Source organism: Saccharopolyspora antibiotica (assembly GCF_047200635.1).
Taxonomy (GTDB): domain Bacteria; phylum Actinomycetota; class Actinomycetes; order Mycobacteriales; family Pseudonocardiaceae; genus Saccharopolyspora_C.
Window position 1 is genome coordinate 104,771 of record NZ_JBJZOI010000019.1, and the last position, 25,883, is coordinate 130,653.

Below are 25,883 nucleotides of genomic sequence, written 5' to 3' on the forward strand. Positions count from 1 at the left end.
TGGTCGACGGCCGGTGCTGGCCCACCAGGTGCGATCCGCCGGCGACTTCCTCACGACCCGCCCGGAGCGGGGAGCGGTGCCGTGCGGTGGGGCTGAGGTCACAGCCGTCGCGCGGAACTCGCCTCCGCCGGCGCACGACCTGTCCGGGTGCGGGCGGAGCGGCCTGCCACCGGGGACGGGCCCCGGTGCCACGACGGGCGCGGGAGCGGTGCGGTGCCGGAACCCAGCAGGCGGATCCCCTGGATCGCGGGCACGAGCCTCGCGGTGCTGATCAGCGCGGCGGTGGCCGCTCTCGGCGGTGCCGAGGTCTACGCGCTGGTCGGGTTGCCCGATCCAGGTGCGGTCGTGCGGTTCGGGATCGGGGTGGTGCGCCTCGTCGCGGACGGCTCGGCGGCGATCAGCCTGGGCGCGCTGGTCTTCGCGGTGCTGTGCACCTCGCCGCGCTCCGGTGGTGGCATCGCCCCGGACGGGTTCGCCGCCGTGCGCGCGGGGGGCGCCGCCGCGTGGGTGTGGGCGGTGGCGGCGGCGCTGATGATCCCGTTCGAGATGGCCGACACCACCGGACAGCCGCTGCGCCGGGTCCTCGGACCCGAGGCGTTCACCGGGCTGTTCGGCGCCCTCTATGAGCCGACGGCCTGGGCGATCACCGCGCTCGTCGCGGCGGTCGTGGCGACCTGCGCGCGGCTGGCGCTGCGGTGGCGGCCCGCGCTGGGCCTGGCGGCGCTGGCAGCGTTCGGGCTGCTGCCGCCCGCGGTCGTGGGGCATTCGGCCTCGAACGCCGGGCACGACCTGGCCACCAACGCGATCGTGCTGCACGTGCTCGCGGCGGCGCTGTGGCTCGGGGTGCTGGTCGCGGTCGCCGCGCACCTGCGGCGCGGCGGGGCGCACCGGGAACTCGTGCTGCGGCGGTACCGGGCGCTGGCCGGGGTGTGCTGGGCGGTGCTCGCCTTCTCCGGTCTGGTGGACGCGCTCGTGCTGATGCCGCTGGGGGATCTGGGCCGCACGGTGTTCGGGGTGCTCGTGCTGGCGAAGATCGTGCTGCTGGTGGTGCTCGGCGGCTGCGGCTGGTGGGTCCGGCGCCGGGTGCGCTCCCCGGCCGCGCTGCTCGGCGCGGAGCTGGTGCTGCTGCTGATCTCCACCGGGGTGTCGATGGGGCTCGCGCACACGCCGCCGCCGAGCCTGCTCGACCGCACGGTCAGCTCCTCGGAGGTGATCCTCGGCTACGACCTGCCCGGGCCCCCGCAGCTGCCCGGCATCCTCGGGCTGTGGCGCTTCGACCTGGTGCTGGGCACGGCCGTGGTGGTGCTGGCGGGGCTCTACCTGGCCGGGATGCGCAGGCTGCGGCGGCGCGGCGACACGTGGCCGGCCGGGCGCACCGCCGCCTGGCTGCTCGGCTGCGCCACGGTGCTCGTCGCGACGTCCTCGGGGCTCGGGGTGTACTCGTCCGGGATGTTCAGCGTGCACATGCTGGCGCACATGGTGTTGAACATGCTGGCTCCGGTGCTGCTGGTGCTCGGTGGGCCGATCACCCTGGCGCTGCGGGCCCTGTCGCCAGCCGGGCGCGGGAATCCGCACGGGGCCAGGGAGTTGCTGCTCGCCGTCGTGCACTCGCCGCCAGCACGGCTGCTGGCGCACCCGGCGGTGGCGACGACGCTGTTCGTCGGCTCGTTCTACGCGCTCTACTTCACGCCGCTGTTCGAGAGCGCCATGTCCGAGCACTGGGCGCACGAGTTGATGAACGTCCACTTCGTCCTGATCGGTTACCTGTACTACTGGACGGTCATCGGCGTGGACCCCGCGCCGAAACCGCTGCCGCACCTGGCGCGGCTCGGAATGGTGTTCGCGGTGATGCCGTTCCACGCCTTCTTCGGCGTGATCGTGATGAGCATGAACCAGGTCATCGCGGAGAACTTCTACCGCACCCTCGACCTGCCCTGGGGGCACGACCTGCTGGCGGATCAGCAGCTGGGGGGCGGGATCGCGTGGGCTGCGGGGGAGGGGCCGCTGGTGGTGGTGCTGCTCGCGCTGCTCACCCAGTGGTACCGGCACGACGCCCGCAGCGCCCGGCGCGCGGACCGCTCCGGGGACGAGGAGCTGGCGGCCTACAACGCCATGCTCGCGCAGCTCGCCCAACGGCGTTCCTGATCCCGCTGCCCGGCGCGCAGCGCCCGCGCGGTGCGGAGCTCCGATCCCGGAGCTTCGCCGGAGGGGTGAGCGGTGGGCTCATCCGCGGCGGATCAGGGCGCGAGGCGGTCGTCGCGGAGCGCGGTGGGGAAGGACGCCCAGGTCGCCGTGGTGAAGATCAAGGTTCCGGCTCGCCTGTCCTTGGTGTCGCGAACTGCCGCTAAGCCCGGCGCACCTCCCACCTCCACGCAGGAGCCCTGCTGAGCCGATCGGCTGCTCTTTCGCCATTCCCGGATGTCGACGGTCATGCCTCAGCCCTTCGTTGTTCTGCGGATATCAGCGATGAGGTCGAGGGAGTCGTTCTGGCTGAGCGCGAGTTCTGACAACGTCTCGACGGCCTTGGTGTGGGCGGCGATGTCGCGCGGAGACTTGAGGAACACCAGGCTGCTGAAGTGCTCGACCTCGATGATCGGATCTGCCGCCGGGAAGCGCATCAACACGAAGTGCCCTGCATGAGCGGGGTGGAAGGCCTTCGCACCGGAGCGGATGACGCGAACTGTGACGTTGGGCAGGTCGTTCGCTGTTCGCAGTAGGTGGTCGAGCTGTTCGGCCATGGCAGCCGCTCCGCCGAACGGTTCAAGCAGCGCTCCTTCGCCGATGAGAGCGGTGAGGGTGGGAGCGCTCGACTTGGTCAAGATCGTCCGGCGTTCCATGCGAGTCAGGATCCGAGGGCCGATCTGCTTGTCGTCCATGCCGTTCATGACGGCCCGCATGTAATCCGCGGTCTGGAGCAAACCGGGAATCAGTCGGAGCCTCCGCGACCGTCTGCCTCCGGCCTGGTGCCGCGTTCCTCCCCCGGGCGCGTCAGGCCGGACGGCCGGGCGGTGGGCACGAGACCCCGACCGGCGCACCGCCCGGCCACCCCGTCGCTCAGCCCGTCGTGTCCGAAGTGGACGTCGGGGTGAACCGGCGGAGGCGGAGGCTGTTGGAGACGACGAAGAAGGAGGACAGCGCCATCGTCCCGCCCGCGATGAACGGGTTCAGCAGGCCGAGCGCGGCCAGCGGCAGGGCGGCCAGGTTGTAGCCGAAGGCCCACAGCAGGTTGCCGCGGATCGTGCGGAGCGTGGCCCTGGCCAGCCGAATCGCGTCCGGAGCGACGAGGAGGTCATCCCGGACCAAGATCAGATCGGCGCTGTCGATGGCGATGTCCGTCCCGGTCGCCACCGCCAGGCCGAGGTCCGCCGTGGCCAGGGCCGGGGCGTCGTTGACACCGTCGCCGATCATCGCCACGGTGCGGCCCTCGGCGCGCAGCTCGCGCACCACTCGCGCCTTCTCGTCCGGCAGCACCTCGGAGATCACCCGCTCGATGCCGACCTCCTCGGCCACCGCACGCCCGGTCGCCGCGTTGTCGCCGGTGAGCAGCACGGTGCGCAGGCCCAGCCCGTGCAGCTCGGCGACCGCGCGCGCCGCCGAGGGCTTCACCGCGTCGGCCAGCGCGAACAACGCCACCGCCCGGCCGTCCTCGCCGGAGAGCACCGCCGTGCGGCCCCGCTCCTCCCACTCCTCGCGCAGCCGCTCCAGCTCGTCGGGAACCGACCAGCCCTCCGCGTCGAAGAGGGCGCGGCGGCCGATGAGGACTTCGCGATCCTCGACAACGCCGGTGGCGCCGAGCCCCGGTCGGGCGTGGAACGAGCTGACCGGGGGCGGCCCGGCGCCGTCCTCCGCGTCGGCCCCGGCACCGGCGAAGGCGGTGATCGCCGCGGCCACGGCGTGCTCGGAGGACGCCTCGACCGCGCCCGCTCGGCGCAGCACCGCCGCTCGCCCCGCCTCGGGGAGCACGTGCAGCTCCACCACGGACATCCGGCCCTCGGTGACCGTGCCCGTCTTGTCCAGCACCACCGTGTCGACCGCGCGGGTCGACTCCAGCGCCTGATAGCCCTTGATGAAGATCCCGAGGACGGCGCCGCGCCCGGAGGCGACCATGAGCGCGGTCGGCGTGGCCAGGCCCAGCGCGCACGGGCAGGCGATCACCAGCACCGCGAGCGCCGCCGTCACCGCCCGGTCCGGCGAGCCCGTCAGCAGCAGCCAGGCCAGCAGCGTCAGCGCGGAACCCGCCAGCACCGCAGGGACGAAGTACGCCGAGATCCGGTCGGCCAGCCGCTGCACGGCTGCCTTGCCGGACTGCGCCTCGGAGACCAGCCGCAGCATCGCCCCGAGCCGGGTGTCCGCGCCGACCTGCGTGGCCCGCACGACCAGCGCGCCGTCGAGCGACACCGTCCCGCCGAGCACCACGTCACCCTCGACCACCTCGACCGGGGTGGACTCGCCCGTCATCGAACTGCGGTCCAGCGCGCCCCGCCCGTCCTCGACCACGCCGTCGGTGGCGATCGTGCCGCCGGGACGCACCAGGAACCGCTGCCCCACCCGGAGCTCCGCCGCCGGGACGTCGCGCCGCGAACCGTCCTCCAGCAGCACCGTCACGTCCTTGGCGCGCAGCGCGGCGAGCGCGTGCAGCGCGTCCCCGGCCCTGCGCTGCGCCCGCGCCTCGAAGTAGCGCCCGGCGAGCACGAAGGCCGTCACCCCGGCGGCGACCTCCAGGTAGAGCGCGCCGCGCGGATCCAGCAGCAGCGCCCAGCCGGACTCCCCGGTCGGCTCGGGCCGGAAGAACATGGCGTACAGCGACCAGCCCACGGCCGCCGTGATGCCCAGCGAGACCAGGGTGTCCATCGAGGACGCACCGCGCCGGGCGCCGCGCAGCGCGGCCCGGTGGAACGGCCACGCGGCCCAGCCCGCGACGGGCAGCGTCAGCGCGACCAGCAGCCACTGCCAGCCGGGGAAGCGGGCCTGCGGCAGCACCACGAACAGGATGGACAGGTCGCAGATCGGCACGAACAAGGCCACCGCGACCACCATCCGGCGCCACAGGTCGCGCACCCGGTCCCCGCGCTCGTCGGGCGCGGAGTCCTCGGGAGGTGGTGCGGCCGGTACCGGCTCCGCCTCGTAGCCCGCGCCGCGCACGGTGCTGATCAGCAGCTCCACGTCCGGCTCGGCGGGGCACTCGACGCTGGCCACGCCCGTCGCGTAGTTCACACCGGCCCGCACGCCGTCGAGCTTGTTGAGCTTGCGCTCCACCCGCGTCGCGCAGGCGGCGCAGGTCATGCCGCTCACGGACAGCTCGACGCGGTGAGCTTCGGCAACCGTCGGGGACATCGGGACACCTCTCGCGATCCGGCGGCCGCGCGGCCACCCGTGCACACAGTCGGTCAGCCCCGCCGCGCGGTTCCCGGGAACTCCGAACCGCCGGTGTGAGGTGCGTCGGGGCCTGCTCCCAGGATGACCGGGTCGAACTGGCGTTCGCCACTACACGATCGGCGGTCCCTACGCGGGGGGAGACTTGACGAGCTTGGCGACGAAGAAGCCCTCGAACAGCTCGGACGGCCGCACCCGCACCGCGTGCTCCAGACCCCGGTCGAACTTCTCGCCCCGCCAGGAGCGCAGCCCCGGGAGGAACTCCTCCTCGCTGAACCCCAGCGGCGCCACCGACAGGTCCGAGTGCCGCCGCAGCACCTTGTGCACCGGGAACTCGTCCTCCTCCGGGCTCAGCGTGCAGGTCGAGTAGACCAGCGTCCCGCCCGGCTTGAGCAGCTTGTACGCGGCGTCGCACATCTTGGTCTGGAGGTGCTTGTACTTGTCGATCCGCTCCTCCGACCAGTACCGCAGCGCGTCCGACTTGCGCAGGTTCACCCGGCCCTCGCCGGAGCACTGCACGTCCAGCAGGACGCGGTCGAACCGCTCGGCGGGCAGCGACTTGTCGATGTACTGCGCGTTGTGCGTGGTCAGCTCGGCGTAGCGCACGCCGTAGAGGCCGGCCAGATCGGCGAGCTTCTCGGCGCGCGGAGGAGCGGAGTCGTTCAGCCACAACTCGCAGTCGCCGCCGGTGCGCGCGGCGATGTGGAACGCCTTCCCGCCCGGCGCCGCCGCCACGTCCAGCACCGCGTCGCCCGGCCGCGGGTCCAGCGCCACCGGCGGGATGAGGCTGGCGGCGTTCTGCAGGTAGACGCGGCCCTCGTGGGCCAGCGGCAGGACGTCCTCGAAGCCCTCGCCGTCGGGCCAGAACCAGCAGTGCTCGGCCCACTCGACCGGCACGATCCCGATGGCCTTGGCCCGCACCACCTCCAGCGTCTCCTGGTACCGCTCCTCGTCGAGCAACCGGTTGATCCGGATCGAGGTGGGCCGGGCGCCGCGGAAGACGGATTCGACCTCGTTCGGGCGGATGCCGAGCACCTCGGACATCCGCTTCTCGAACGTGCGGGTCTTGCGCTGGCTGCTCACGGCCGCTGCTCCTGTCGGGTCGTCCGGTCCGGTCTCCCCGAAGCGTGGCACGACGGCCACCCGCGGGACGCGCCCGGCCCGCCGGAGGCCGCCGCGACCTGGGCCGCGAGGTTCCCCCGGCAGGGAGCGCACGCCCTCCCGGGAGGGAGCCGCCGCCGCGCGGGCTCCGCGATTCTCGTGGCGTGGCGGCGAAAACGGGGACGCGGGTGCGGCCGCGGGAGTCGGCGCGGCGGCGTGGACGGTGGCCTTCGGGCCGCCGCCCGGGACGTCGCCGGCGGAGAACCCGCCGCTGCTGGTCATCGACGTCCTGGCTCTCCCGCCGCACGCGCTCGCGGCGGTGGTGGCGTGGGCGCCGGTGCGACCGCGGGGGAACGGGGTGCCCGGGTCGTTGCCGCGCTCGGCGGTCCGGGGGACGGCCGCGCCGCTGGTGGTGCACGCGGCGCCCTCGGTGGTCGACTGGGCGACTCGCCTTGCGACGTCCGCGACCGGAGGCGGGCTCGACGGAGCCGATCTCAGCGCGCGGTAGGCCGAGGTGCTGCGGTTGATGGCGGGCGGGCTGTCCAACGGCGAGATCGCGCAGCGGCTGTTCCTGGGCGCGCGGACGGTGAAGATCCACGTGAACGCACTGGCCAAGCGCGGTGCGCGGGATCGCGCCCAGACGGTGATCCCGGCCCGCGACCCCGGGTTCGTCTCGCCCTCAGGAGGGAGTTGATCCGCGCGGCGGGCCGGTAGCATCGGTGGCAGCGGTGGTGGGACTCGCCGCTCGGGCAACCGGAGAACCGCGGCAACGGCGCCGCCGATGGTCCCTGCTGGCCCCGGCGAACGTCGCCGGGCGCACGTAGGAGGCTGCGCATGGCGAACGACACCGCGGACGTCCGGAGCCCCGCCCGGCGGCGGGAGAGACCCCGCGCCCGAGGTGCGGTCCTCGCGGCGATCTCCCTGGGCGGCGGGCTGGGCGCTCTCGCCCGGCACGGCCTCGGCGAGCTGCTGCCGACCGCCCCCGGCGGCTTCCCCTGGAGCACCTTCGGGATCAACGCGCTCGGCTGCCTGCTCATCGGCGTGCTGATGGTCCTGATCACCGAGGTGTGGACCCCGCACCCGCTGGTGCGGCCGTTCTTCGGCGTCGGCGTGCTCGGCGGGTTCACCACCTTCTCCGCCTACGCGGTCGAGTTCGGCGAGCTGCTGCGCTCCGGCGAACCGATCACCGCGGCGGCCTACCTGGCCGGAACCCTGCTGTGCGCGCTGCTCGCCGTGCTGATCGGGGTCACGGCGGCCCGCTGGGCCACGGGGCTGGCCGCCCCCGGCACGTCGGAGGAGGTGGACTGAGGTGGCGCTGCGCATGTCGATCTTCGTGGGAGCCGACGACCGCTACCACCACCACCCGCTGCACCACGAGATCGTGAAGCGGGCCCGGGACGCGGGCTTGGCCGGCGCGACCGTGCTGCGCGGCGTCGAGGGCTACGGCGCGTCCTCCCGGGTGCACACCACGCGGTTGCTCGACCTGGCCGAGGACCTGCCGGTGCTGATCGTCGTCGTGGACGTCGAGGAGCGGGTGCGGGCGTTCCTGCCCGAGCTGGACGGGCTCATCACCGACGGGGCGGTGGTGCTCGACGAGGTCGAGGCCGTCGTCTACCGGGGTGGTGAGCGGGTGTGACGGCGACGCTGGTGCTCGTCGGCGCGATGGTCGGCGCACCGCTGCGCTACCTGACCGACCGGGCGGTGCAGGCCCGGCACGCCGCGCTGTTCCCCTGGGGGACCTGGGTGGTCAACGTGCTCGGCTCGCTGGTGCTCGGCGGGCTGGCCGGGGCGGGCGCCGCGCTGCCCCCCGCTGTCTCGGCGCTGGTCGGGGTCGGGTTCTGCGGCGCGCTGACGACCTACAGCACCTTCGGCTACGAGACGTTGCGGCTGGTGGAGGAGAAAGCGCACGCGCGGGCCGCGCTCAACGTCCTCGCGAGCGTGCTCGGCGCGGTGCTGGCCGCGCTGCTCGGGCACACCGCGGTGCACGCGGTGCTCGGCTGACCGCCCGCCGCGGAGACCCGGGCCGGGGTAGCGGTCGCCGGGAGAGCGGCGCCGATCGGGTTCGCGCGGCGTCCGCGATGCCGCCTCGGCCGAAAGGGCGGAAAGGCGCGGCGAAAGGACGAGTTCGAGTCACCTCGGAGTGTGCTCGTGGGGGGAATCCCCGGGCGGGCGTCCTCGCGATGATTACCGGCGAGTTCTCGTCGGCCCGCGGGTCTTGAATGAGCGCGGCGCCCGAGAGGTGCCGGATTTTCTGCTTTCACGAAAGGACTTCCACATGGGCATGAAGAATTCGGTCAAGCGGATTTCGGTGGGCGCGGCCGCGCTGCTGGGCGGCGCGGTGCTGGCGGGGACGGTCGGCGCGACCGCCGCTTCGGCCGCCGAGCCGGGCAAGGTCGAGTTCTGCGCGCAGGGCAACTACGCCGCTTACGTGGAGATCCACCCCGTCGACCTGGGCGGTGGCAGCTCCTCGGCCGGCATGGCCAGCACCATCCAGAACCCGGGTCAGTGCTGGAAGCACAGCTTCGACTCGGCCGGTGCGACCGCGCCCGTCGACGTCTGGGGCATCCGCGCCGACGGTTCCACCTTCCACGTCGGCGCCTCCTCGTACACCACCGGTGCCGGAATCGGCCTGGGTGCGCAGGGCACCCCGGCCAATCCGTCGATGGTGCAGTGGTGACCCGTTCCTGAACGCGTGATCGAGGGTCCGGAATCCCCCGCGAGGGGAATTCCGGACCCTTTCCGAATAATTTTCCGGTGCGCGTCCGGTCGCGTCGTCGGTCACGATTCAGCGGGGGAGCTGGTGCGGGAGGCGTCGCCACCGCGAAGGTGGGACCGCACCGGCCCTCGGCAGAGGAAGGACCACCCATGACCGCACCGCTGGCCCCGCGCGCCCTGCTGTTCGACATGGACGGCACGCTCGTCGACTCCACCGCCGTGGTGGAGCGGACCTGGCGCGACTTCGCGGAACGGCACGGCCTCGACGTGGCCGACATCCTGGCCGGTTCCCACGGCCGCCGCAGCGGCGAGACCATCGCCCAGCACCTGCCCTCGGGCGCCGACCTCGCCGCCGAGACGGCCCGCGTCGACGCGCAGGAGATGCGCGATCTGAACGGGGTGGTGGCGGTGCCCGGCGCGGCCGAACTCCTCGCGGGCCTGCCCGCCGGGAGCTGGGCGCTGGTCACCTCGGCCGGGGCGGACCTGGCCGCCCGCCGGATGGCGGCGGCCGGGCTGCCGATGCCCGGAGTGGTGGTCACCGCCGAGGACGTCCGGCACGGCAAACCGGACCCGGAGGGCTACCGGAAGGCCGCGGCCGGGCTCGGCGTGCCTCCCGAAGCGACGGTGGTCTTCGAGGACGCGGAGGCCGGGATCGCGGCCGGGCGCGCTGCCGGGGCCCGGGTGGTGGTCGTCGGTTCCCACGGGGGAGCGGCGGCGGAGGGCCTGGCTCGGATCCCGGACTTCTGCCACGTTCGGGTGGCCGCCGAGGGAACCGGGCTCGCCGTGGAGCTCGACGAGGAGCGCACCGCGCGGCGCTGACCGGCGGCCGGGTCCGGCCGCACGGCCGACGGGGACGCGCCGATCGGCCGAGGCGGCCGGGTGCGCCCGGGGGTGATGCTGCTCCGCGTGGCCGACGCCTACCTCCTCCCGATCCGCAACGCCGCGGTGCTGTTCCCGCTGCTCGCCTTCGTCCTGCTGGTCCCGGTGGCCGTGGTGCTCTACCGCAGGCACGGGGTGATGCGGTGGTGGGCGCTGTCGTTCTACGCCTTCCTCTACTACCTGATCACCGCCTACTGCCTGGTGCTGATGCCGCTGCCCGGCGCCTCCGTGGACGTGTGTCGCCGGTACCCGCTGATGGGCGACTGGCAGCTGGTTCCGGGCAACACCTTCCGGGACGTGTGGAAGGAGGCGGAGCACCGGATCACCCTCGGCGACCTGGTGCTGCACAACCCGGCGGTGATCGAGACCGGGTTCAACCTGCTCCTGCTGCTGCCGCTGGGGATCTTCCTGCGCTACCACTTCCGGCGCGGGCCGCTGAGCTCTCTCGCGGTGGCGGCCGGGGTCGCGCTCTCGTTCGAGGTGACCCAGGGGACCGGCGTCTTCGGGATCTACGAGTGCCCGTACCGGTTGTTCGACGTGGACGACCTGCTGGTGAACACGGCCGGGGCGATGATCGGCTGGTGGCTCGGGGGGCAGGTGGGCCGACTGCTGCCGAGCCTGAACTCGTTGGACGAACGGGTGCTGGCGCGGCACCCCGTCCCGTTCGGCCGGCGGGCCGTCGCGCTGCTGCTGGACCTCAGCGGAGCGGGCGTGCTCGCCGCGCTCGCGCTGCTGCTGGCGCTCGGGCTGGGACTGCCGGCGTGGTGGGGCCCGGTGGCGGTGCTGCTCGGCTGGTTCGTCGCGCTGCCCGCGTGGACCGGTGCGACTCCGGGCAAGCGCCTGCTGCTGCTGGAGCTCGTCGACGCCGAGGGGCGGCGGCCCGGGCCGGGGCGCTTGCTGCTGCGCGCCGTGGTGCTGGCGCTGCCGTTCCTGCCGCCGCTGCTGCTGGTGCTGCTGGCCCTCGGCACCGCTCCGGGCGCGCTCGCCGACCTGGTCCGGCTGGCCGGCGCGGGAGAGATCGACGGCGAGGTGCTGCGGCTCGCGGTCTTCGCGGGTCTGCTCGGCTGCGCCTCGCTGAGCTTCGTCGCGCTCTACGCCCTCGTGGTGCGCTTCCACCCGGCGGACCGCGGCATCCACGACCTCGTCTCCGGCGTCCGCAACCGCGCCCTGCCGCACCGCGCCACCACCACCCACGAGCACCGGGCGGACGCCTAGCCCCGCGCACGAGCGGTTCGCCGGCGCTCACGGCTCCAGCGCTACGACGAGGCCGCGGATCTGGTAGCCGCTGATGGCCTCGTTGAACGACACGCTCGGGGCCCGCACCATCCGCACCGGCAACCGCAGGAGCCGGTGCAGGAACACGTCGGTCTCCAGCACCGCGAGGTGCGCGCCGGGGCACTTGTGCGCGCCGTCGCCGAAGGACAGCCCGGCGGCGCCGCTGGAGATCGTCCGCCCCGGCCGCAGCTCCAGCGGCTCGGCGCCGACCTCGGCCGCGTCGGCGTTGGCCTCGTCGAGCAGCAGCTCCACCACCGTCCCGGCGGGAATCGGCTCCTGACCGGGAATGTCCACGGTGGCGGTGGTGCGGCGCCGCAGCCGCCCGATCACCGGCTCCAGGCGCAGGATCTCGTGCAGCAGCGCCACCCGGTCCGGCTCCTCGGAATCCAGGTAGCGGCAGCGGAGCTCGTCGTCGGTCAGCAGGTGCCAGGCCGCGAGGGTCACGAACTCCCGCGTCGTCACCATGCCCGCGGCGGCGAACGCGATGCACTCGCCCAGGACCTCCGCGCCGGAGCAGCCGTCGTCGAGCAGGTGCGAGATCAGGTCGTCGCGGCGTGCCCGGCGTCGCGCCCGCACCGCCGGAGCGACGTCGCGGAGGTAGATCGCGCCCCAGTTCCGGGACTGCCGCCAGGCCCAGCGGAGCCCGTTCACGCTGGTGAAACCGGGTGAGTCGAACTCGTCGGGGAAGAACCGCTCCAACCTGCCCCGGATCCCGGGGCGGCTCCCGGTCAGGCCGATGACGGCGGCGGTCACGCCGATCGAGAGCTCGAAACCCAGGTCCGAGAGCTCCGCGCGCCCGTCCCGGCGCAGCACGGTCAGCTGCTCGTCGGCGATCTCGGCCATCAGGTCGCGGTAGCGCTCGTCCACGCGGCGCGGGGTGAAGAACCGCGCGGTCCGCCGGCGGTCCTCGCGGTGCTCCGGGCCATCCCGGTAGAGCACCGGGCGGCGCAGCCGCGCCGGCATCCGCCGCATCGTCTCGACGCCGAGCCCGGCCTGCACGGTATCGGTGCTGCGCAGCAGCGCGCGTGCCGCCGCGTGCCCGCGAACCTGCCGCACCCCACCGGCCTCCGCCGGGCGACCCGAGCGCTCCACCTTGCGCGCCACGTCCCACCTCCGCTGATGCCTGCGCATCCTGAGTAGCAGGCGAGGCGGTGCGCGCCCATAGCCCGACCGGGGCAGGGCGTTACTCGGCGCCCCAGCGGTAGCGGAGCTCGCCGCTGTGGCCGGGCAGCTTCATGTCGTTGAGCTCCACCACCCGGTCGCCGCTCCACGAGGTGCGGCGGACCAGCAGCAGCGGACCGCCGCTCAGCCCCAGCGCCCGGCGCTCGTGCTCCTCCGGCATGGCGGCGGTGACGACCTCCTGGTGCTCGGTGACCGGATGTCCCAGCTCGGCCAGCCGGGCGTGGACGCCGCCCGGCCCGGTGTCCTGCCGTTCCAGGGCGGTGTGCGCGGTGAGCTGCCTCGGCAGCCGGGAGACCGCGAGCATCACGGGGTGGTCGTCGGCGAACATGATCCGGTCCCGGACGCACACCTCGTCGATCTCCTCGATCCCGAAGGTCCCGGCGAACTCCTGCGCCGGCTCGAACCAGACCCGCACCGAGGACGTCGCGGCGAACCCCTGCGCGACGGCCTCGCCGAGGAAGGCGGCCTCGTTCCGGTCGCGGCGGTCGCGGCTCAGCCGCTCGCGCGCCTCCAGGCGGTGCACGACGCGCGGCGGGGCGACCAGGGCGCCGATCCCGTGGCGCAGCTGGGCCAACCCCGAGTCCCGCAGCGTCGCGATGGCCTGCCGGACCTCGCTCCGGCTCGCACCGAACCGGCTGATCAGCTCGGGTTCGCTCGGCAGGCGCTCGCCGACCTTCCAGACCTGGGCGCGGATCTCGTCCCGCAGCACCTCGGCGATCTTCTCGTGATCCGCCCCGCTCATCCCCACCTCCGCGCGTCGCTGCTGGCGGCCCGATCCTCGCACCGCGCGGCGCCAGCGGGCGGGAACCGCCCCGGGCGTGGCCGGGTGATCGGGCCCGCTTCGCCGTGCGTTCGCCGGGCGAGACGGCGCCGCAGGAGGACGACACATCCGCGTCGCGGGCCGCTACGCCGCTCGGGACGCGGCCAGCGGGCGCACGGCAACGGCTTCACGAACTTCGGGCGCTACGGCGACACCGGCCGGGCGACGAGCATCGCCACCGCGCACGCCACGGGCGTCACCCTGATCGACACCGACGGTTTCCACGGAGTCGGGCAGCACGAACTGCTGCCGGCCGAAACCCCGCGCGACCGCGACGGCTATCGGCTGAGCGTCGAGTTCGGTGTCCTCGCGGCGACCCGCTATCGGCGGGACTGACCTCCGCGCGGACAGCCGACCACTACTCGGCCACGCTGACCATGAACTGCTCCCAGATCTTCTCGGCCGTGGCTTCGCCCGCCAGCGGGCGCCCGTCCGCGTCGACGAGCGGCAGGGGCTTGTTCTCCGCATCGGAGGCGCTGAGCACGATCGACGTCGCGTGCCGGGCGGTGAACCCGTTGGCCCACGCCGTCATCGAGTAGTAGCGCCCGGATTCGAGAGCCGCCGCACGCGAGTACTTCGTCGGCCAGAGCGTGCTGGTGATGGCGCCCGCCACGCGCCGGGTGTCGCCGTCGAAAGCGGGTCGGGACCGCGGGGCGGCGGAGAAGATCTCGCGGCCGTCCTGGTCCACGATCGCGGCGAGGAAGTGCGGGCGGGCCCGGTGACCGTCGACGAGCGTGGCGTAGGCGGTCGCGAAATCGGTCGCGCTCAGCGGATGTTCGCCCGCGAGCAGTTCGGCGACCTCGGTCCGGCCCGCCTCGTCGTCGAGCAGCCCGAGCCGGATCGCGGTGTCCCGGACGGAGTCCGGGTCGATCGGGGAGACCTGCGACGACTCGGCGCAGTCCCGCCCGTCGCACGGCCAGACGGCGGACGGGCCGGAACGCGCCTGCGCCACGCGGACCACGGGATCCACCGCCGTGCCGGGGTGTTGCGGAGCGGCGGCCCAGTCGTAGCCGCCGATGGTCTCGGTGCCGCTGTGGTACGCGCGCACCGCGCCGGTTCCCGGTTCGACCGAGACCAGCGCGGCGTGCAGGCCGGGGTTGCCGATGTCGGTGACGACGTCCTCGGCGACCCGCTGGGCGTCGGCGTCCACGGTGGTGACGAGCGTGGCGCCGTTGCGCTGGAGCAGGTCCTCGGTGAAACCGGCGCGTTCGGCTTCCGCCAGCGCGAGCTGCCGCACGTGGTAGGTGGGGCCGCTGGTGTTCTCCTGCTTCCACTCGGTGCGGCCACGGGTCTCCGGCAGCCGCATGTCCGCTGTGGCCTCGACGAGGCCGTGCCGCCGCATCTGCCCGGCGACGTACTCCCACCGCGCCCGCCCCTGCTCCGGGTCGTACGCCGGGTCGTTCTCGGTGGGACGCTGCACCATTCCGGCCAGCAGCGCGGACTCGCTCGGGTCGAGGTCGCGGGGGAGCTTCCCGAAGTACGCCTCGGCGGCGGCGTGGATCCCGTAGGCGCCGCGACCGTAGTAGGCGGTGTTCAAGTAGGCCTTGAGGATGTCGTCCTTGGACAGCTCGTTGGTCACCTTGAACGCGAGCACCACCTCTTTGAACTTCCGGGAGTAGCTGTGCTCGTCGGCGCCGGTGGCGAGCTTGATGTACTGCTGGGTGATCGTGGAACCGCCCCCGGGGCTGCCCGTCGCCTGCGCCCACATCGCCCGGAGGATGCCCGTCACGTCGAAACCCGGGTTGCGGTAGAACGAGATGTCCTCGGCGGCGAGGGTGGCGTCGCGCATCGACCGCGACACCTCCGCGTGCAGGTCCTCCACCATCGTCCGGTCGCCGGAGGACGGCACGATCCGCGTCATCTCAGTTCGGTCGGAGTACAGCACCGCCACGGACTTGTTCGTCTCCGCCGCGATCATCCGAGGATCCGGGGTGGGCCAGATCCAGTAGCCGACCCCGAAGGCGACGGCGCCGACGAGCAGCACAGCGCCCACGACGCCGAGCACGATCCTGCGCGCCGTCCGCCACGGCCGCCTCTCCCGTCCGGCACCCCGCTCGTCCACCGCACCGCTCACGCGTTCCCCGCTCCTTCGTTCCCCCGGACGACGGCCTGACCCGGTACGGGCCGGAGCCGCGCCGGACCACCGACGCCACCGATCATGGTCGGATTCGCGGGGGCGTGCCTCGGCCGTTCGGCCGGGAAGCGGTTCCCGCTTCCCGCTGAGCGGTCGGGTTCGCACCCCCGCCGGGAGTCGGGCGCAGCGAGGATTCCTGAACGGTGCACCCGCGGCGGCGCGATGGAGATCATCCCCCGTCACGGCCCGGCGATCTCGAACACGCGCGAATCCTGGCGGTCGCGGCTATCGGTCCCGCGAAAGCGGACCGGCTCCCCGACGTTCCAGGACGTCGGGGAGCCGGTCAGATCGGGCGATCGGTCACTCGCCCGCCGGCTTCCCGGGGACGTGGGGAGTGCCGGGCTCCACCTCGATCGGCAGCGTGTGGGCCGGCTTTCCGGGGACGTGGGGAGTGCCCGGCTCCACCGGGACGGGCTGCGAGCAGTCGATCGGCTTGCCCGGCTGGTCCTGCGCCTCGCCGGACTCCACCGGGACGGACTGCGAGCACCCGATAGGCGGGGTCGGCTCGGCGTCCGACCCGGCGAACGCGACGGCACCGCCCGCGCCACCGAGAACGACAGCGAGCCCAGCGGCGGCGACGACGACCTTCTTGCGCAGAGTGTTCATGGGATTTTCCTTTCCTGGTGCGGGAACCCGCCCGGCGGCCGATCCGCGGGGGGTGAACCTCGGCGGTGCGCCGCGTTCGGAACCAATGCAGCCAGAAGGGGGTTATCGCGAGTGTCTGGCGATCTCCATATGTCCGCCATATGTTGCGGGGCGGACCATGTGCACGCTCCCGACAAGAGGAGCGCGAGCGCGGAAAGGGCGGCACAGTGCGGGTGCTGGTAGTGGAGGACGAGGACTTCCTCGCCGAGGCGTTGCGGTCCGGTCTGAACAAGGAAGGAATTGCAGTCGACGTCGCAGGGGACGGGATGACGGCGCTGGAGAGCATCGCGGTCAACGATTACGACGTGATGGTGCTGGACCGGGACCTCCCCGGAGTGCACGGAGACGACGTCTGCCGGCAGGTGGTCGCCGAACACCCCGAATGCCGCATCCTGATGTTGACCGCCGCCGGGCGCCTCGCCGACAAGGTCGACGGACTCTCCCTCGGTTCGGACGACTACCTGGTCAAACCGTTCGACCTCCCCGAACTCGTCGCCCGGCTGCACGCCCTGCGCCGCCGCACCGCCCCCGCCGCACCGCCCGTGCTGCACCACGCCGACCTTCGGCTCGACTCCGCGCGCCGCGACTCGCACCGCGGCGACCGGCCGCTCCGGTTGACCCGGAAGGAGTTCGCCGTCCTGGAACTGCTCATGCGCGCGGACGGCGCGGTGCTCAGCGCCGAGCAGCTGCTGGAGAAGGCGTGGGACGAACACGCCGACCCGTTCACCAACGCCGTCCGCATCACCGTCTCCACGTTGCGCCGCAAGCTCGGCGACCCGCCGATCCTGCACACCGCCACCGGGGTCGGCTACTACCTGGGGACCCCCGCATGAGCATCTCGGCGACGCTGCGGCGCAGCCGGATGTCGATCCGGGTCCGGCTCACCCTGCTGCTGGGCGGGGCGGTGCTCGCCTGCGGATCGCTGCTGCTGGCCACCGTCTACGCCCTGATGCGCTTCGTCCCGCGCTACGCCGTGTCGCCGAGCGTTGTGGTTCCACGATCAGGCGCGCTGTCGGACGACGCGGTCGCGAGGGGCCCCACCTTCCAAACGACCATCGCTACCAGGGACGACTTCCTGAACGTGCTGCTGCAGGTCTCCAGCGTCGCCCTGATCGGGCTGGCGCTGGTCGCGTTCCTGCTCGGCTGGATCATCGCCGGGCGCATCCTTGCCCCGGTCCACCGCATCGCCTCCACCGCGCGCACTGTCGCGGGCGACAACCTGCACGAACGCATCCAGCTCGACGGCCGCCGCGACGAGTTCACCGAACTCGCCGACACCATCGACACGATGCTCGACCGGCTGCACACCAGCTTCGAAGCCCAGCAGCGCTTCGCCGCCAACGCCTCGCACGAACTGCGCACCCCGCTGGCCACCACCCGCACCATGCTGCAAGTGGCCCTCGCGCACCCTGCGGACCACGAACTCGCCGTGCTCGCCCCGAAACTGCTCGCCACCAACGACCGCAGCATCACGACCGTGGAATCCCTGCTCGCCCTGTCCCGAGCCGACCACGGCATCGCGGACCCGCACCCCGTGGACCTCACCGAAGTCGCCGAACACGCGCTGAACCAGATCCGCGATGAAGCGGCGACGAGCGGCATCGGCCTCCGCGCCGACCTGCTCCCCGCCCGCGTGGACGGCGACCAGGACCTGCTGCACCACCTGGTGATCAATCTGCTGCAGAACGCCGTCCGCCACAACCACCCCGGCGGCAGCGCACACCTGAGCCTCGCGACGTCGGACGGCACGGCGACCCTCCGCGTCACCAACACCGGCGAACCCCTCCCCGCCGATGCCGCCGACCGGCTCTTCGAGGCGTTCCACCGCCACCGCACCCGGACCCGCTCCCGAGGCCACGGCCTCGGCCTCACCCTCGTTCGTGCCATCGCCGACAGCCATCACGGCACCGCCACCGCCCGCCCCGACGGCGGCCTCGCGGTCACCGTCGACCTGCCGGTGACCGCGGCTGCGGACCGCCACTCCTCGTGAGGCGCTCGCCGGTCGGGGGATCTGGCACGGCGGCGCGACATCACGGGGCGTCCGAGTCCGCCGCGCTACGCTCCTCGGGATGCGGCCAGCGGGCGTACGGCAACGGCTTCAAGAACTTCGGGACCGGGAACGGGAGTGGATCCGAGCTCGTCCGCGGCTCGCCCTGCGACGAGCGCTGACCGACTTCTTCCACGGGTGTGCGCTGCTGTCCTGCGGTGACGTGAGCGGTAGCGGACTTGTCGAGCCCTATCGAAAGATCCTCACGCTCTGGGACGAGCCGACCCAGCATCGCACTGGGAGCCGCTTTGAGCGGCTGAGCTTCGAGTGCATCGAGCAGCTGCGGGTCTGCGAGCCGCTGGCCGAAGTGGCCGCCGCCCCGCAACGCCACGCGGCGCGGGACGACGCGGTGGAATCGCTGTTGGCACGGATCCCGCCGCGCGTCCTCGTCGGCCGCGACACTCCCGAAGCGCACTTCCCGATGGCGTGCCGCAACGCAACGGGTTCCTTGCTGGACGACGTCAGCACCCCGTACCGCGCGAGCTTGCTGATCACCAGCGTCGGATACTTCGAACCGGCTGAAGAACGCGAACTGCTCGCAGCGATGAGGACCCTCCGCGTCCGCTACGAGGACCAACCCGACGACCGTCCAGCCACGGGTGAGGACATCACCCGGGAACTCCGCGCCTGGTTCGAGCTCAGATGTAGGTAACTGACCCTTCATCATGGGAAGCGATCTGGATCAAACCTGATTCGATGTCCTCGTCGAGTGCGATGTTCTGGCCTCTCAGGCCAGACGCGTGGCCGGTCTCGTCGAACGGGACGTCGCGGCGGCAGAACACGGCTCCCGGGGCGGAATCGAGCGTGAACCACAGTTCAATAGTGGTATCCAGGCCGGCCCCGCGAACGACCAGTCGTACATCCCGCGCTCCTTTTTTGGCGGCGGAGTGAATCTGAGAGCGGGTGAAGCGCATGTATTCGTTGAGATCTCTCAGTGCTTCCCGTTCGTCTCGTCGGCGAGCCCAGCACAAGTGTCCGATATCGATGTGAGGCACCCCCATGCTTGTCAGAGCGCTTCGGGTTCTGGTGAGAATCTGGACTTCGGATTGTGGTTGAAAAGGCCACGGCCTCTTGTTCTCTCGCTGGACGGTGATTGCTGCCAGATCGCCCAGGGTGGCATGAGAGGTTATATGTGCCGGACTGGGTAGTGCTAGGTGCGCGCCTGCGTGGATCGCTTCTGAGTTCCAGATCCATCCCGTGAGGTGGTTGCGGAAAATCCAGTGTTGCTCTGAAGCTTCGATGGTGTGAGTGGCCCCTCGGGATGACATTCTCCTGTGCGTGCGGGGCGATGAGGGGACTTCTGATTCGTCGGCGGCTGCGGAAGTCAGATTTCCGTTTGGGCTCACCGCTACAGCTACGACAGAGATTGGATTTGATTGCGAGTTCGGCGCCGCGAGTGACGTCGGCCAGTCGATCACGAATACGCGACCCTCATCGGATGTGACGATCCGTTTCTTCGTGGCGACTGGACTTGCTTGATCGGCCCACGACGTCGAGCCGATCAGCTCTCCGGATGAAGAAATTGAAATCGCAACGGGCTGAACGTGGTCGATCGAGACGAAGTGCGATCCGATCGCGCGTACGAATGCAGGGCGAAATGGTCTCTGCGAGGTCACTGGGCGCCTCATGATGTTGAGAATAATGATAGGCTGACATCAGGTTAGCATGTGCGGCGTCGATGCGATGAGCGGAAACGGCGGATGGGTGAGGTCGACATGAGTGGAATGAACAAATGGATTGTGGCGCACCCGTTCTGCTCCGCCGTGGTCGTCGCGCTGGTCGCCGCAGCGGTTACGCTGTTGATGAGCGGCTTGTTTCATCCAGATGGGTTTTCTTTCGGTGTTGGCAAGCTTTGGTTGTCCCCGGTGACTGCTATTCTTAGTTACCTGTTCTCATTTTTGCCGATGAGCAAAAGTCATGGGAAGCGGGGGTGAAATTTCTAGGTGGCGCTGGTGGGAGTTGGCGATCTAGCGATTTACCCCCTGAAGCGTTCGCTGTTCTTCGCGGCGGCTCGTTCGGTACTTCCTTGGAGTCGGATCAGCAGTGTGGCGAGCGCTCGCAGTGGGAGGAGGCGCTAGTGTCGCACGAGTGCGATGATGTGGCACTGACCGTCAGCGTTATGGACGGCCAGTACCGAATTCACTCTCTGTCTGAAATGGTGGAAATGTGGCCAGGTAGTCAGGAGGGCCTGTTCGTCGGCGAGGACAACTGGGTTGCCATCTTGTGCGGTACCCAGTGGGGGCCGGTCGATCTGCGCATCCGTGCCTGCGGTCGGCCTCCGGGTGAGGTCGAGCGTGGCTGGGACATGGTTGCCGAATGGTCGCTCGACTGCTCTGATGGCCGTCTAACCATCCACGATCTGTACAGCAGTGAACCTCCCGAGGCCATTGATGTTGTCCCGGGATGGATGAGGTTGCGGCTTTCCGTTCGTGATCGTGCGCGTGCCTCGCGAACGCCGGAGCCCTTGGAGACGGCTGTGGAGCACCACTTCCTGCAGCTGTGGCCCGCGCCGAATCGTCAGGATCCCAGCGTCGTTCACGGCCCCGACGAACATGCGCAGTTCTTGCGCTAGTCCGCAGCTGTTGGATGGGCCTCGTCCGGGGAGTCCAGTTTGAGGCGCGGAGGCTGTCAACGAGAGCGTTCACGTCACCGATCGTCGCCGCCTCGGTGGACGCTGCTGGGCTTTCCGCGCCCAAGAGCGTCACCATCAGCGGGTCAGCACGACGCACCACCGGTACGTGCACCGCAAGTCGAAGGCCGTTCGGTGGCGAACGCACGGGCGGGGCGTTGGTGGAGCTCGGCGTCATGGGCAGCGTTGGCGCGTGCCAGCTCGCGGCGTGCCGCGACTCCGCGCCGACGAGGGCAGCCCGGTAGTCGGTGCGGCACATGTGAAGCCACGTCTGCCGTGATGCTCCGTTCGGGTGGCAGTGACCGATGTAAGATCTGGCTAGCTTGCTCGTGTGTAGCGTCACTGTACGTGAAATTCGCTCGCTTTATAGGAACCAGCCTATCGGTTATCGTGCTCGGGCTAGTGGTGGCGCCTACCGCTACCGCGAACTCCCCCCTTGAGGAGTCATCGGCGAACGCGTCGGCCAACGTCTCTAGCGTGGTCAAGTTTACCGTTCCTGGGAGGCCGGGCGATGCTCGTGGTGTTCCCGCCGAGTGCCGCATAAGCCAGAACGGGGATCCACATGTCAGGACTAGCACCAAGGGAGCTGGAGTGAAAGCAGTAGTAAACTGCACGACGCCCGTCAGGAGCATACAGATCACTGGCCAGATGTTTTACTATTGGGGTGATTGGTTGCCGCAGGCAGGAAGTGAGGTGTCCCCCCCGTCCAGGAACTCCAACCAGCCGAAGCTCGCCCACGACAAGACAAGCTCGCCGCCTTGTAGTTCGGCGAGCCCTACTTGGTGGTACGCGGAATTCAACGCCCTCTTCTTGCCGGTGGAGGGTGCTGAACCCCTGTCGCTAGCCCTAACGTCGACAAGCAAAGAGTTGCCTTGTGCACCGTAGAGAGTCTGATTCTGCATGGATGTAGATGAATTCGATGATCAGCTCGTGTGCGATCGGCAAGATCGCCCGACTTTCCTGGTGGAGCTGTGGTCATGGCACTACGACGGGCACGGAGAGCGTCAGGGTGCAATACTGAGCACTTACACGCTACACGAATGTGATGTGAGAGAGGCTCTGGCCTGGGCGCAGGAGAACCGCCCCGAACCAGGCTGTTTTGTGCTCTACGCGGGAACCTGGACCAATTGCGGATTCCTCAAAACATTGTGGCTGGCAGGGGAGACGCCGGGATACGGGGATCGAAGTGCATCAGTATCTTTCGAAATTTAATTAGGATTAAACTGCCGCACGGCCCGAGTCGTAATCGCCTCGGGTCGTGCGTCAACCTCGTCCGCGCCGGTCTTCACGGCTCCGTGCACAACGTCAACACCGGCACCGTCAGCGGCCCCAGCATTCAGACCGGGCACCTCCACGGCGACCTCCGCTCCACGCGGCCCCAGCGTGGTTCCTGGCCGCCTGCCTTCCGTTCTGCGCCCCGGGGGCCGGGAGTCGCCGGGACCGGCGCCAGCCGCACGCCCGGTGATCCCCGGCTTGGCCGGGGCTCGCACACGGCTTGCAGGCGGGCCCGCAGCGGCCGCCCTTGACCAGGGATGTGCAACCGGCCGTCGCTGAGTTGCGGGGGAGCGAGATCACGGTCTCGTTGGCGACTCGCGTGCTGCGGACGGTGCACGACACCGCAGGCCCTGGCAGTGCGCAACATGCGAAGGTCGTCCTCGGCGGGATCACGGGTCTCTACGTCCGGCACGACGCGATCGAGAACAACCCGATCCGGGAAGTCGTCCTTCCGAAGGCCGGCGGAAAGAAGGCCAAGAAGGAACGCATGGTTCTGGAACCGGAAGAGCTGCCGAAGCTGCGCGAACACCTGCACGGCCACAGGAAGGCGCTCCGGCGGGATCTTCCGGGTGTGGTGGACGGGTTGGGCGCTCTCGGTTGCCGCATCGGCGAACTGCTGGCCCTGGACTGGAGCAAGGTCGACTTCGCCGCTGGGACCGTCGCCATCGTGGGCACGGTCATCCGGGTGACCGGTGAAGGTCTGATGGTCCAGCCGCACACGAAATCCGGTGCCGGAATGCGGACGATCACCGTGCCCGCGTGGTACTTGGACATCCTCAAGCGCCGCAACGCGGAATCAGAATCGCCGTGGGTGTATCCCACGTCCACGGGAACGCTGCGGGATCCGGACAACACCCGTGCTGATCTGCGGGAGGCTGTGGGCGGGACGGAGTGGGAGGGGCTGCACCCGCATGCCTTCCGCCACCTGGTCGCGACGGTCTTGGACGCGGCCGGTCTCTCCGCGCGGGAGATCGCCGACTACCTCGGGCACGAGCGGGTCAGCATGACGCAGGACGTGTACATGCACCGCAAGTCGAAGGGCCGTTCGGCGGCGGATGCTCTGGCGAAGATGCAGCTGGAGAGCTGATGCCAACTGTGGGGGTTTAGCGGGGGTCGATCTTGAACCGACCGAATCCCCGCGTCTCTCACCAGCGGTAATGCGCCCCCGGCAGGATTCGAACCTGCGACACCGGCTTTAGGAGAGCCGTGCTCTATCCCCTGAGCTACGGGGGCGTGCGTCGACGTGTCGACGTGTGGAGGGTACCGGCCGGGGCGCGGCGGGGGGCAGCAGGGCGGGGTGGAACGGGCTCCCCGGGTGGGGTGATCGCGTAAGGTGAGGTGATCGTCACTGGACAGCGGTGCCGGCCGTGCCGACGTGGGGCCGGGGGAGTGGGCATGGGCAACGAGAACCACGGGGACGTCGAGCAGCTCGTCCAGGCCGGGTCCATCGGCCAGGTGCACCTCCACCAGCGCGCCCCGGTGGCGCTGCGGGCCGAGGAGTTGCAGCCGGGGCAGCGCGGGTTCGTGGACCGGGAGGCCGAGCGCGCCGAGCTGGACGCGGCGGTGCAGCGCAGCGGGGACTACCCGGCCTGCGTGCTGGTGACCGGACCGCGCGGGGCCGGGAAGACGGCGCTGGTGCGGCAGTGGATGCACGAATCCCCCCAGGTCTTCGAACACCGGGTCTACCTCGACCTGCGCGACCGGGAGGCGTCCGAGCGGGAAGTGGTCTCGCACTGCCTGCACGCCTTCGGGCTCGACGTCCCCGCCTCCGCTGACGCGGCCCAGGGGAGGTTCCGCAGCTTCACCCGCGAGCACGACGTGGCGCTGGTGCTGGACAACGTCGTGGAACCCAGGACGTTCCTGCCGCTGCTGCCGGGCTCGGCCGGTGGGCTGCTGGTGCTCGTCGCGCGGCGGCAGAGGCCGGAGCTCGCCGTGGAAGGCGTGGTGCCGCTGGGCGTGCGGCGGCTCGACCCGGAATCCGGGGTGGCCCTGCTGCGCACGGGAGCCGGGGAGCGGGTCGACGCGGAACCGGAGCAGGCGCGGCGGCTCGTGGAGTTGTGCGGGGGACTGCCCATCGCGCTGCGGATCACCGCCGGGAGGCTGGCGAAGCGGCCGGGGTGGCCGCTGGCGCGGATCGTCGCGGAGCTCGAAGGCGCGCGTCGGCTGGAGAAGTTCACCGAGGACGGCGTTCCGGTGGTGCTGGAGGCCTTCGACCAGGTGCTCGCCGAGCTCCCCGCCGAGCAGCGCGAGCTCTACCGGCTGCTCGGGCACGTCCCCGGGCCGACCTTCGCCCCCGAAGCCGTCGCGGCGCTCGCCGCCAGCGACGCCGAGGACGCCCTCCACGACCTGCACGAGGCGAACCTGCTGGAGCGCACCGACCGCGACGAGTACCGGTTCCACGACCTCGTCCGGCTGCACGCCGAGCGGCTGCGGGGCGAGGACGACGGCGCGCTGCGGCGGCTCGTGGACTGGTACCGGATGCGCGGTGCCTACGCGGACCGCGCGGTGCTGGAGCCGGACCGGCTGCGGATCGGGCAGGACGACGCGCTGCTGACCGAGCCGAACCCGTTCGACCACGACGCCGCTCGGGAGTGGCTGGAGCGGGAGCGGGTGAACCTCGTGCACGTCCTGGCCGCCGCCGCCGAACGGGAGTGGGACCGCGCCGTGATCTCGCTGTGCGACGGTCCGCTGTGGACGCTGCACCAGCAGCACAAGCACTACGCCGACGTCGTGCCCGCGCTGGAGCTCGGGATCGCGGCGGCCGAGCGGTGCGGCGACCTGGTCGCCGAATCGCGGCTGCGGACCTTGCGGACCCAGCTCCTGCTGGAGCTGCGGGACTTCGACGCGGCGCAGCGCTCCGGGGAGCGGGCGCGGGCCCTCGCGGAGGAGGCGGGCCACCGCCGGGTCCTCGCCTCTGCCCTGGAGTTCCTGGGCAAGGTGCGCAGCGCGCTGGAGGACTGGGACGGCGCGCTCGCGCTGCTCGCCCGGTCCCGGGAGATCAACCTCGAACTCGGCAAGTTCCGCGCCGTCGCGCTGCAGGAGTACCTGATGGGCCGGGCGCTGGTCGGGCGCGGCGAACCGCGCTCCGGGCTGGAGGTGCTGGACACCGCGATGGCGCGGCTGCGGGACTTCCCGAACGACCGGCGCACGCCGGATCGCGTCCGGGTCGTGGCGGCCCGCGCGCACCAGGCCCTCGGCCGCCACGCCGAGGCCGTCGCGGAACTGCGCGTCGCCGAGACGGGCATCCGCGCTCGCGGGGCGAGCCACGACCTCGCCGAGCCGCTCGAACTGCTCGCGGACTCCCTGGCGCGCACCGGGGACGAAGCCGCCGCGCGCGAAGCCCTGGCGGAGGCCGTGCGGATCCTGGAGGCCGAGCACCACCCCGACGCCTCGCGCCTGCGCGCCCGGCTCGGCTAGTCGAGCCAGGGCCGCGGGACGTGCGGGACCACCGGTTCCGGGATCGCGGGGAACGCGGGCTCCGGCAGGCCGAGCTGGTCGTAGACGACCTCGCGGAGCCGGGCGACCGCGTCTCCCGGTGGGAGGAAAGCCCGGGCCGCCAGCTCCTCGTGGCCGGGCACCGGTGCCGCACCCGCGACCTGCGCGGTGAGGTCGCCGCGCAGCCGCTCGGCGGCGCGCCCAGCTCCGCGATCGGGGTGCCGGGGGCGATCTCGGCGTCGCCGAACCCCGCCAGCAGCAGCGGTTTTCCCAGCGCCGCCGCGTACAGCGCGAGCGAACCGTGATCGGCGACGACCACGTCGGCGGCCACCAGCGCGGCGCGCCAGCCCCGCTGCGGGGGCACCACGACCAG

The 25,883-nt window shown here is 71.4% G+C and carries 26 protein-coding genes, 1 tRNA gene and 1 pseudogene; 17 read left to right on the forward strand and 11 right to left on the reverse strand.

All coding sequences use genetic code 11. The features are described 5' to 3' along the window. Positions 1-213 precede the first annotated feature (213 nt). Complete coding sequence (locus ACL03H_RS17215) at positions 214-2,145, forward strand: cytochrome c oxidase assembly protein (RefSeq protein WP_412812263.1); 1,932 nt, start codon at positions 214-216, stop codon at positions 2,143-2,145. Positions 2,146-2,237: 92 nt separating this feature from the next. Here ACL03H_RS17215 and ACL03H_RS17220 read toward each other — a convergent pair whose 3' ends face one another. The 4 genes from ACL03H_RS17220 to ACL03H_RS17235 all read right to left on the reverse strand — a co-directional run bounded on the left by ACL03H_RS17220 (position 2,238) and on the right by ACL03H_RS17235 (position 6,456). Continuing rightward, complete coding sequence (locus tag ACL03H_RS17220; RefSeq protein WP_412812264.1) at positions 2,238-2,432, reverse strand: DUF397 domain-containing protein; 195 nt, start codon at positions 2,430-2,432, stop codon at positions 2,238-2,240. 3 nt (positions 2,433-2,435) lie between these two features. Beyond that, entirely contained in the window at positions 2,436-3,035 is a 600-nt protein-coding gene (locus ACL03H_RS17225; protein ID WP_412812265.1) for a DUF5753 domain-containing protein, read from the reverse strand. A 19-nt stretch (positions 3,036-3,054) separates the two neighbouring features. Next, positions 3,055-5,334 (reverse strand): heavy metal translocating P-type ATPase, encoded by a 2,280-nt coding sequence (locus ACL03H_RS17230; RefSeq protein WP_412812266.1) that lies wholly within the window; start codon positions 5,332-5,334, stop codon positions 3,055-3,057. A 168-nt stretch (positions 5,335-5,502) separates the two neighbouring features. Continuing rightward, on the reverse strand, positions 5,503-6,456 hold the full coding sequence (locus tag ACL03H_RS17235; RefSeq protein WP_412812267.1) for an RsmB/NOP family class I SAM-dependent RNA methyltransferase: 954 nt from the start codon (positions 6,454-6,456) through the stop codon (positions 5,503-5,505). 241 nt (positions 6,457-6,697) lie between these two features. Here ACL03H_RS17235 and ACL03H_RS17240 point away from each other — a divergent pair, with 241 nt between their 5' ends. From ACL03H_RS17240 to ACL03H_RS17275, 8 genes and pseudogenes are all read left to right on the forward strand, one after another. Next, on the forward strand, positions 6,698-6,982 hold the full coding sequence (locus ACL03H_RS17240; protein WP_412812268.1) for a hypothetical protein: 285 nt from the start codon (positions 6,698-6,700) through the stop codon (positions 6,980-6,982). Continuing rightward, a pseudogene (locus tag ACL03H_RS17245) lies at positions 6,983-7,168 on the forward strand (LuxR C-terminal-related transcriptional regulator); the annotation flags it as partial. It abuts the gene before it with no gap. A gap of 140 nt (positions 7,169-7,308) precedes the next feature. After that, the gene (locus ACL03H_RS17250; protein ID WP_412812269.1) at positions 7,309-7,782 is read left to right on the forward strand and encodes a fluoride efflux transporter FluC; all 474 of its coding nucleotides are present in this window, start codon (positions 7,309-7,311) and stop codon (positions 7,780-7,782) included. Positions 7,783-7,795: 13 nt separating this feature from the next. After that, a complete protein-coding gene (locus tag ACL03H_RS17255; protein WP_412812306.1) occupies positions 7,796-8,110 on the forward strand; it encodes a DUF190 domain-containing protein in 315 nt (104 codons plus the stop codon). Continuing rightward, the gene (crcB, locus tag ACL03H_RS17260; RefSeq protein ID WP_412812270.1) at positions 8,107-8,475 is read left to right on the forward strand and encodes a fluoride efflux transporter CrcB; all 369 of its coding nucleotides are present in this window, start codon (positions 8,107-8,109) and stop codon (positions 8,473-8,475) included. The genes ACL03H_RS17255 and crcB overlap by 4 nt, the downstream gene beginning before the upstream one ends. A 274-nt stretch (positions 8,476-8,749) precedes the next feature. Continuing rightward, entirely contained in the window at positions 8,750-9,151 is a 402-nt protein-coding gene (locus tag ACL03H_RS17265; RefSeq protein WP_412812271.1) for a hypothetical protein, read from the forward strand. Positions 9,152-9,339: 188 nt separating this feature from the next. Then, positions 9,340-10,008: an HAD-IA family hydrolase gene (locus tag ACL03H_RS17270; protein ID WP_412812272.1), complete on the forward strand. Its 669-nt coding sequence runs from the start codon at positions 9,340-9,342 to the stop codon at positions 10,006-10,008. A gap of 87 nt (positions 10,009-10,095) precedes the next feature. After that, the gene (locus ACL03H_RS17275) at positions 10,096-11,283 is read left to right on the forward strand and encodes a VanZ family protein (protein WP_412812273.1); all 1,188 of its coding nucleotides are present in this window, start codon (positions 10,096-10,098) and stop codon (positions 11,281-11,283) included. A 27-nt stretch (positions 11,284-11,310) separates the two neighbouring features. Here ACL03H_RS17275 and ACL03H_RS17280 read toward each other — a convergent pair whose 3' ends face one another. Beyond that, positions 11,311-12,447: a cytochrome P450 gene (locus ACL03H_RS17280; RefSeq protein WP_412812274.1), complete on the reverse strand. Its 1,137-nt coding sequence runs from the start codon at positions 12,445-12,447 to the stop codon at positions 11,311-11,313. A 79-nt stretch (positions 12,448-12,526) separates the two neighbouring features. Continuing rightward, entirely contained in the window at positions 12,527-13,267 is a 741-nt protein-coding gene (locus ACL03H_RS17285) for a GntR family transcriptional regulator (protein ID WP_412812275.1), read from the reverse strand. An 84-nt stretch (positions 13,268-13,351) separates the two neighbouring features. On the opposite strand from ACL03H_RS17285, the gene ACL03H_RS17290 reads away from it, so the two are divergent. Next, positions 13,352-13,681, forward strand: a complete 330-nt coding sequence (locus ACL03H_RS17290) for a hypothetical protein (RefSeq protein ID WP_412812276.1) — start codon at positions 13,352-13,354, stop codon at positions 13,679-13,681. 22 nt (positions 13,682-13,703) lie between these two features. Here ACL03H_RS17290 and ACL03H_RS17295 read toward each other — a convergent pair whose 3' ends face one another. Beyond that, complete coding sequence (locus ACL03H_RS17295; protein ID WP_412812277.1) at positions 13,704-15,419, reverse strand: transglycosylase domain-containing protein; 1,716 nt, start codon at positions 15,417-15,419, stop codon at positions 13,704-13,706. Positions 15,420-15,779: 360 nt separating this feature from the next. Then, on the reverse strand, positions 15,780-16,085 hold the full coding sequence (locus ACL03H_RS17300) for a hypothetical protein (protein ID WP_412812278.1): 306 nt from the start codon (positions 16,083-16,085) through the stop codon (positions 15,780-15,782). 206 nt (positions 16,086-16,291) lie between these two features. Here ACL03H_RS17300 and ACL03H_RS17305 point away from each other — a divergent pair, with 206 nt between their 5' ends. From ACL03H_RS17305 to ACL03H_RS17315, 3 genes are all read left to right on the forward strand, one after another. Continuing rightward, positions 16,292-16,957 carry a response regulator transcription factor gene (locus ACL03H_RS17305; RefSeq protein ID WP_412812279.1) on the forward strand — a complete coding sequence of 222 codons (666 nt, stop codon included), beginning with the start codon at positions 16,292-16,294 and terminating at the stop codon, positions 16,955-16,957. Beyond that, entirely contained in the window at positions 16,954-18,114 is a 1,161-nt protein-coding gene (locus ACL03H_RS17310; protein ID WP_412812280.1) for a sensor histidine kinase, read from the forward strand. The genes ACL03H_RS17305 and ACL03H_RS17310 overlap by 4 nt, the downstream gene beginning before the upstream one ends. A 79-nt stretch (positions 18,115-18,193) precedes the next feature. Continuing rightward, a complete protein-coding gene (locus tag ACL03H_RS17315) occupies positions 18,194-18,823 on the forward strand; it encodes a hypothetical protein (protein WP_412812281.1) in 630 nt (209 codons plus the stop codon). Here the strand turns inward: ACL03H_RS17315 and ACL03H_RS17320 are convergent. Then, positions 18,810-19,787 (reverse strand): hypothetical protein, encoded by a 978-nt coding sequence (locus ACL03H_RS17320; protein WP_412812282.1) that lies wholly within the window; start codon positions 19,785-19,787, stop codon positions 18,810-18,812. The two genes, ACL03H_RS17315 and ACL03H_RS17320, sit on opposite strands and share 14 nt — an antisense overlap. Positions 19,788-19,871: 84 nt before the next feature. Between ACL03H_RS17320 and ACL03H_RS17325 the strand changes: the two genes are divergently transcribed. The 3 genes from ACL03H_RS17325 to ACL03H_RS17335 all read left to right on the forward strand — a co-directional run bounded on the left by ACL03H_RS17325 (position 19,872) and on the right by ACL03H_RS17335 (position 23,162). Next, positions 19,872-20,105, forward strand: coding sequence for a hypothetical protein (locus ACL03H_RS17325; protein ID WP_412812283.1), 234 nt, complete (start codon positions 19,872-19,874; stop codon positions 20,103-20,105). Positions 20,106-20,248: 143 nt separating this feature from the next. Then, positions 20,249-20,743 carry a hypothetical protein gene (locus tag ACL03H_RS17330; RefSeq protein ID WP_412812284.1) on the forward strand — a complete coding sequence of 165 codons (495 nt, stop codon included), beginning with the start codon at positions 20,249-20,251 and terminating at the stop codon, positions 20,741-20,743. 1,663 nt (positions 20,744-22,406) lie between these two features. Beyond that, on the forward strand, positions 22,407-23,162 hold the full coding sequence (locus tag ACL03H_RS17335) for a site-specific integrase (RefSeq protein WP_412812285.1): 756 nt from the start codon (positions 22,407-22,409) through the stop codon (positions 23,160-23,162). A 73-nt stretch (positions 23,163-23,235) separates the two neighbouring features. Here the strand turns inward: ACL03H_RS17335 and ACL03H_RS17340 are convergent. After that, positions 23,236-23,308, reverse strand: a tRNA-Arg gene (locus tag ACL03H_RS17340). Positions 23,309-23,470: 162 nt separating this feature from the next. Here ACL03H_RS17340 and ACL03H_RS17345 point away from each other — a divergent pair. Further along, positions 23,471-25,492, forward strand: a complete 2,022-nt coding sequence (locus tag ACL03H_RS17345) for an AAA family ATPase (protein ID WP_412812286.1) — start codon at positions 23,471-23,473, stop codon at positions 25,490-25,492. Here the strand turns inward: ACL03H_RS17345 and ACL03H_RS17350 are convergent. After that, positions 25,489-25,653 (reverse strand): hypothetical protein, encoded by a 165-nt coding sequence (locus tag ACL03H_RS17350; RefSeq protein WP_412812287.1) that lies wholly within the window; start codon positions 25,651-25,653, stop codon positions 25,489-25,491. The genes ACL03H_RS17345 and ACL03H_RS17350 overlap by 4 nt on opposite strands. Positions 25,654-25,883 lie beyond the last annotated feature (230 nt).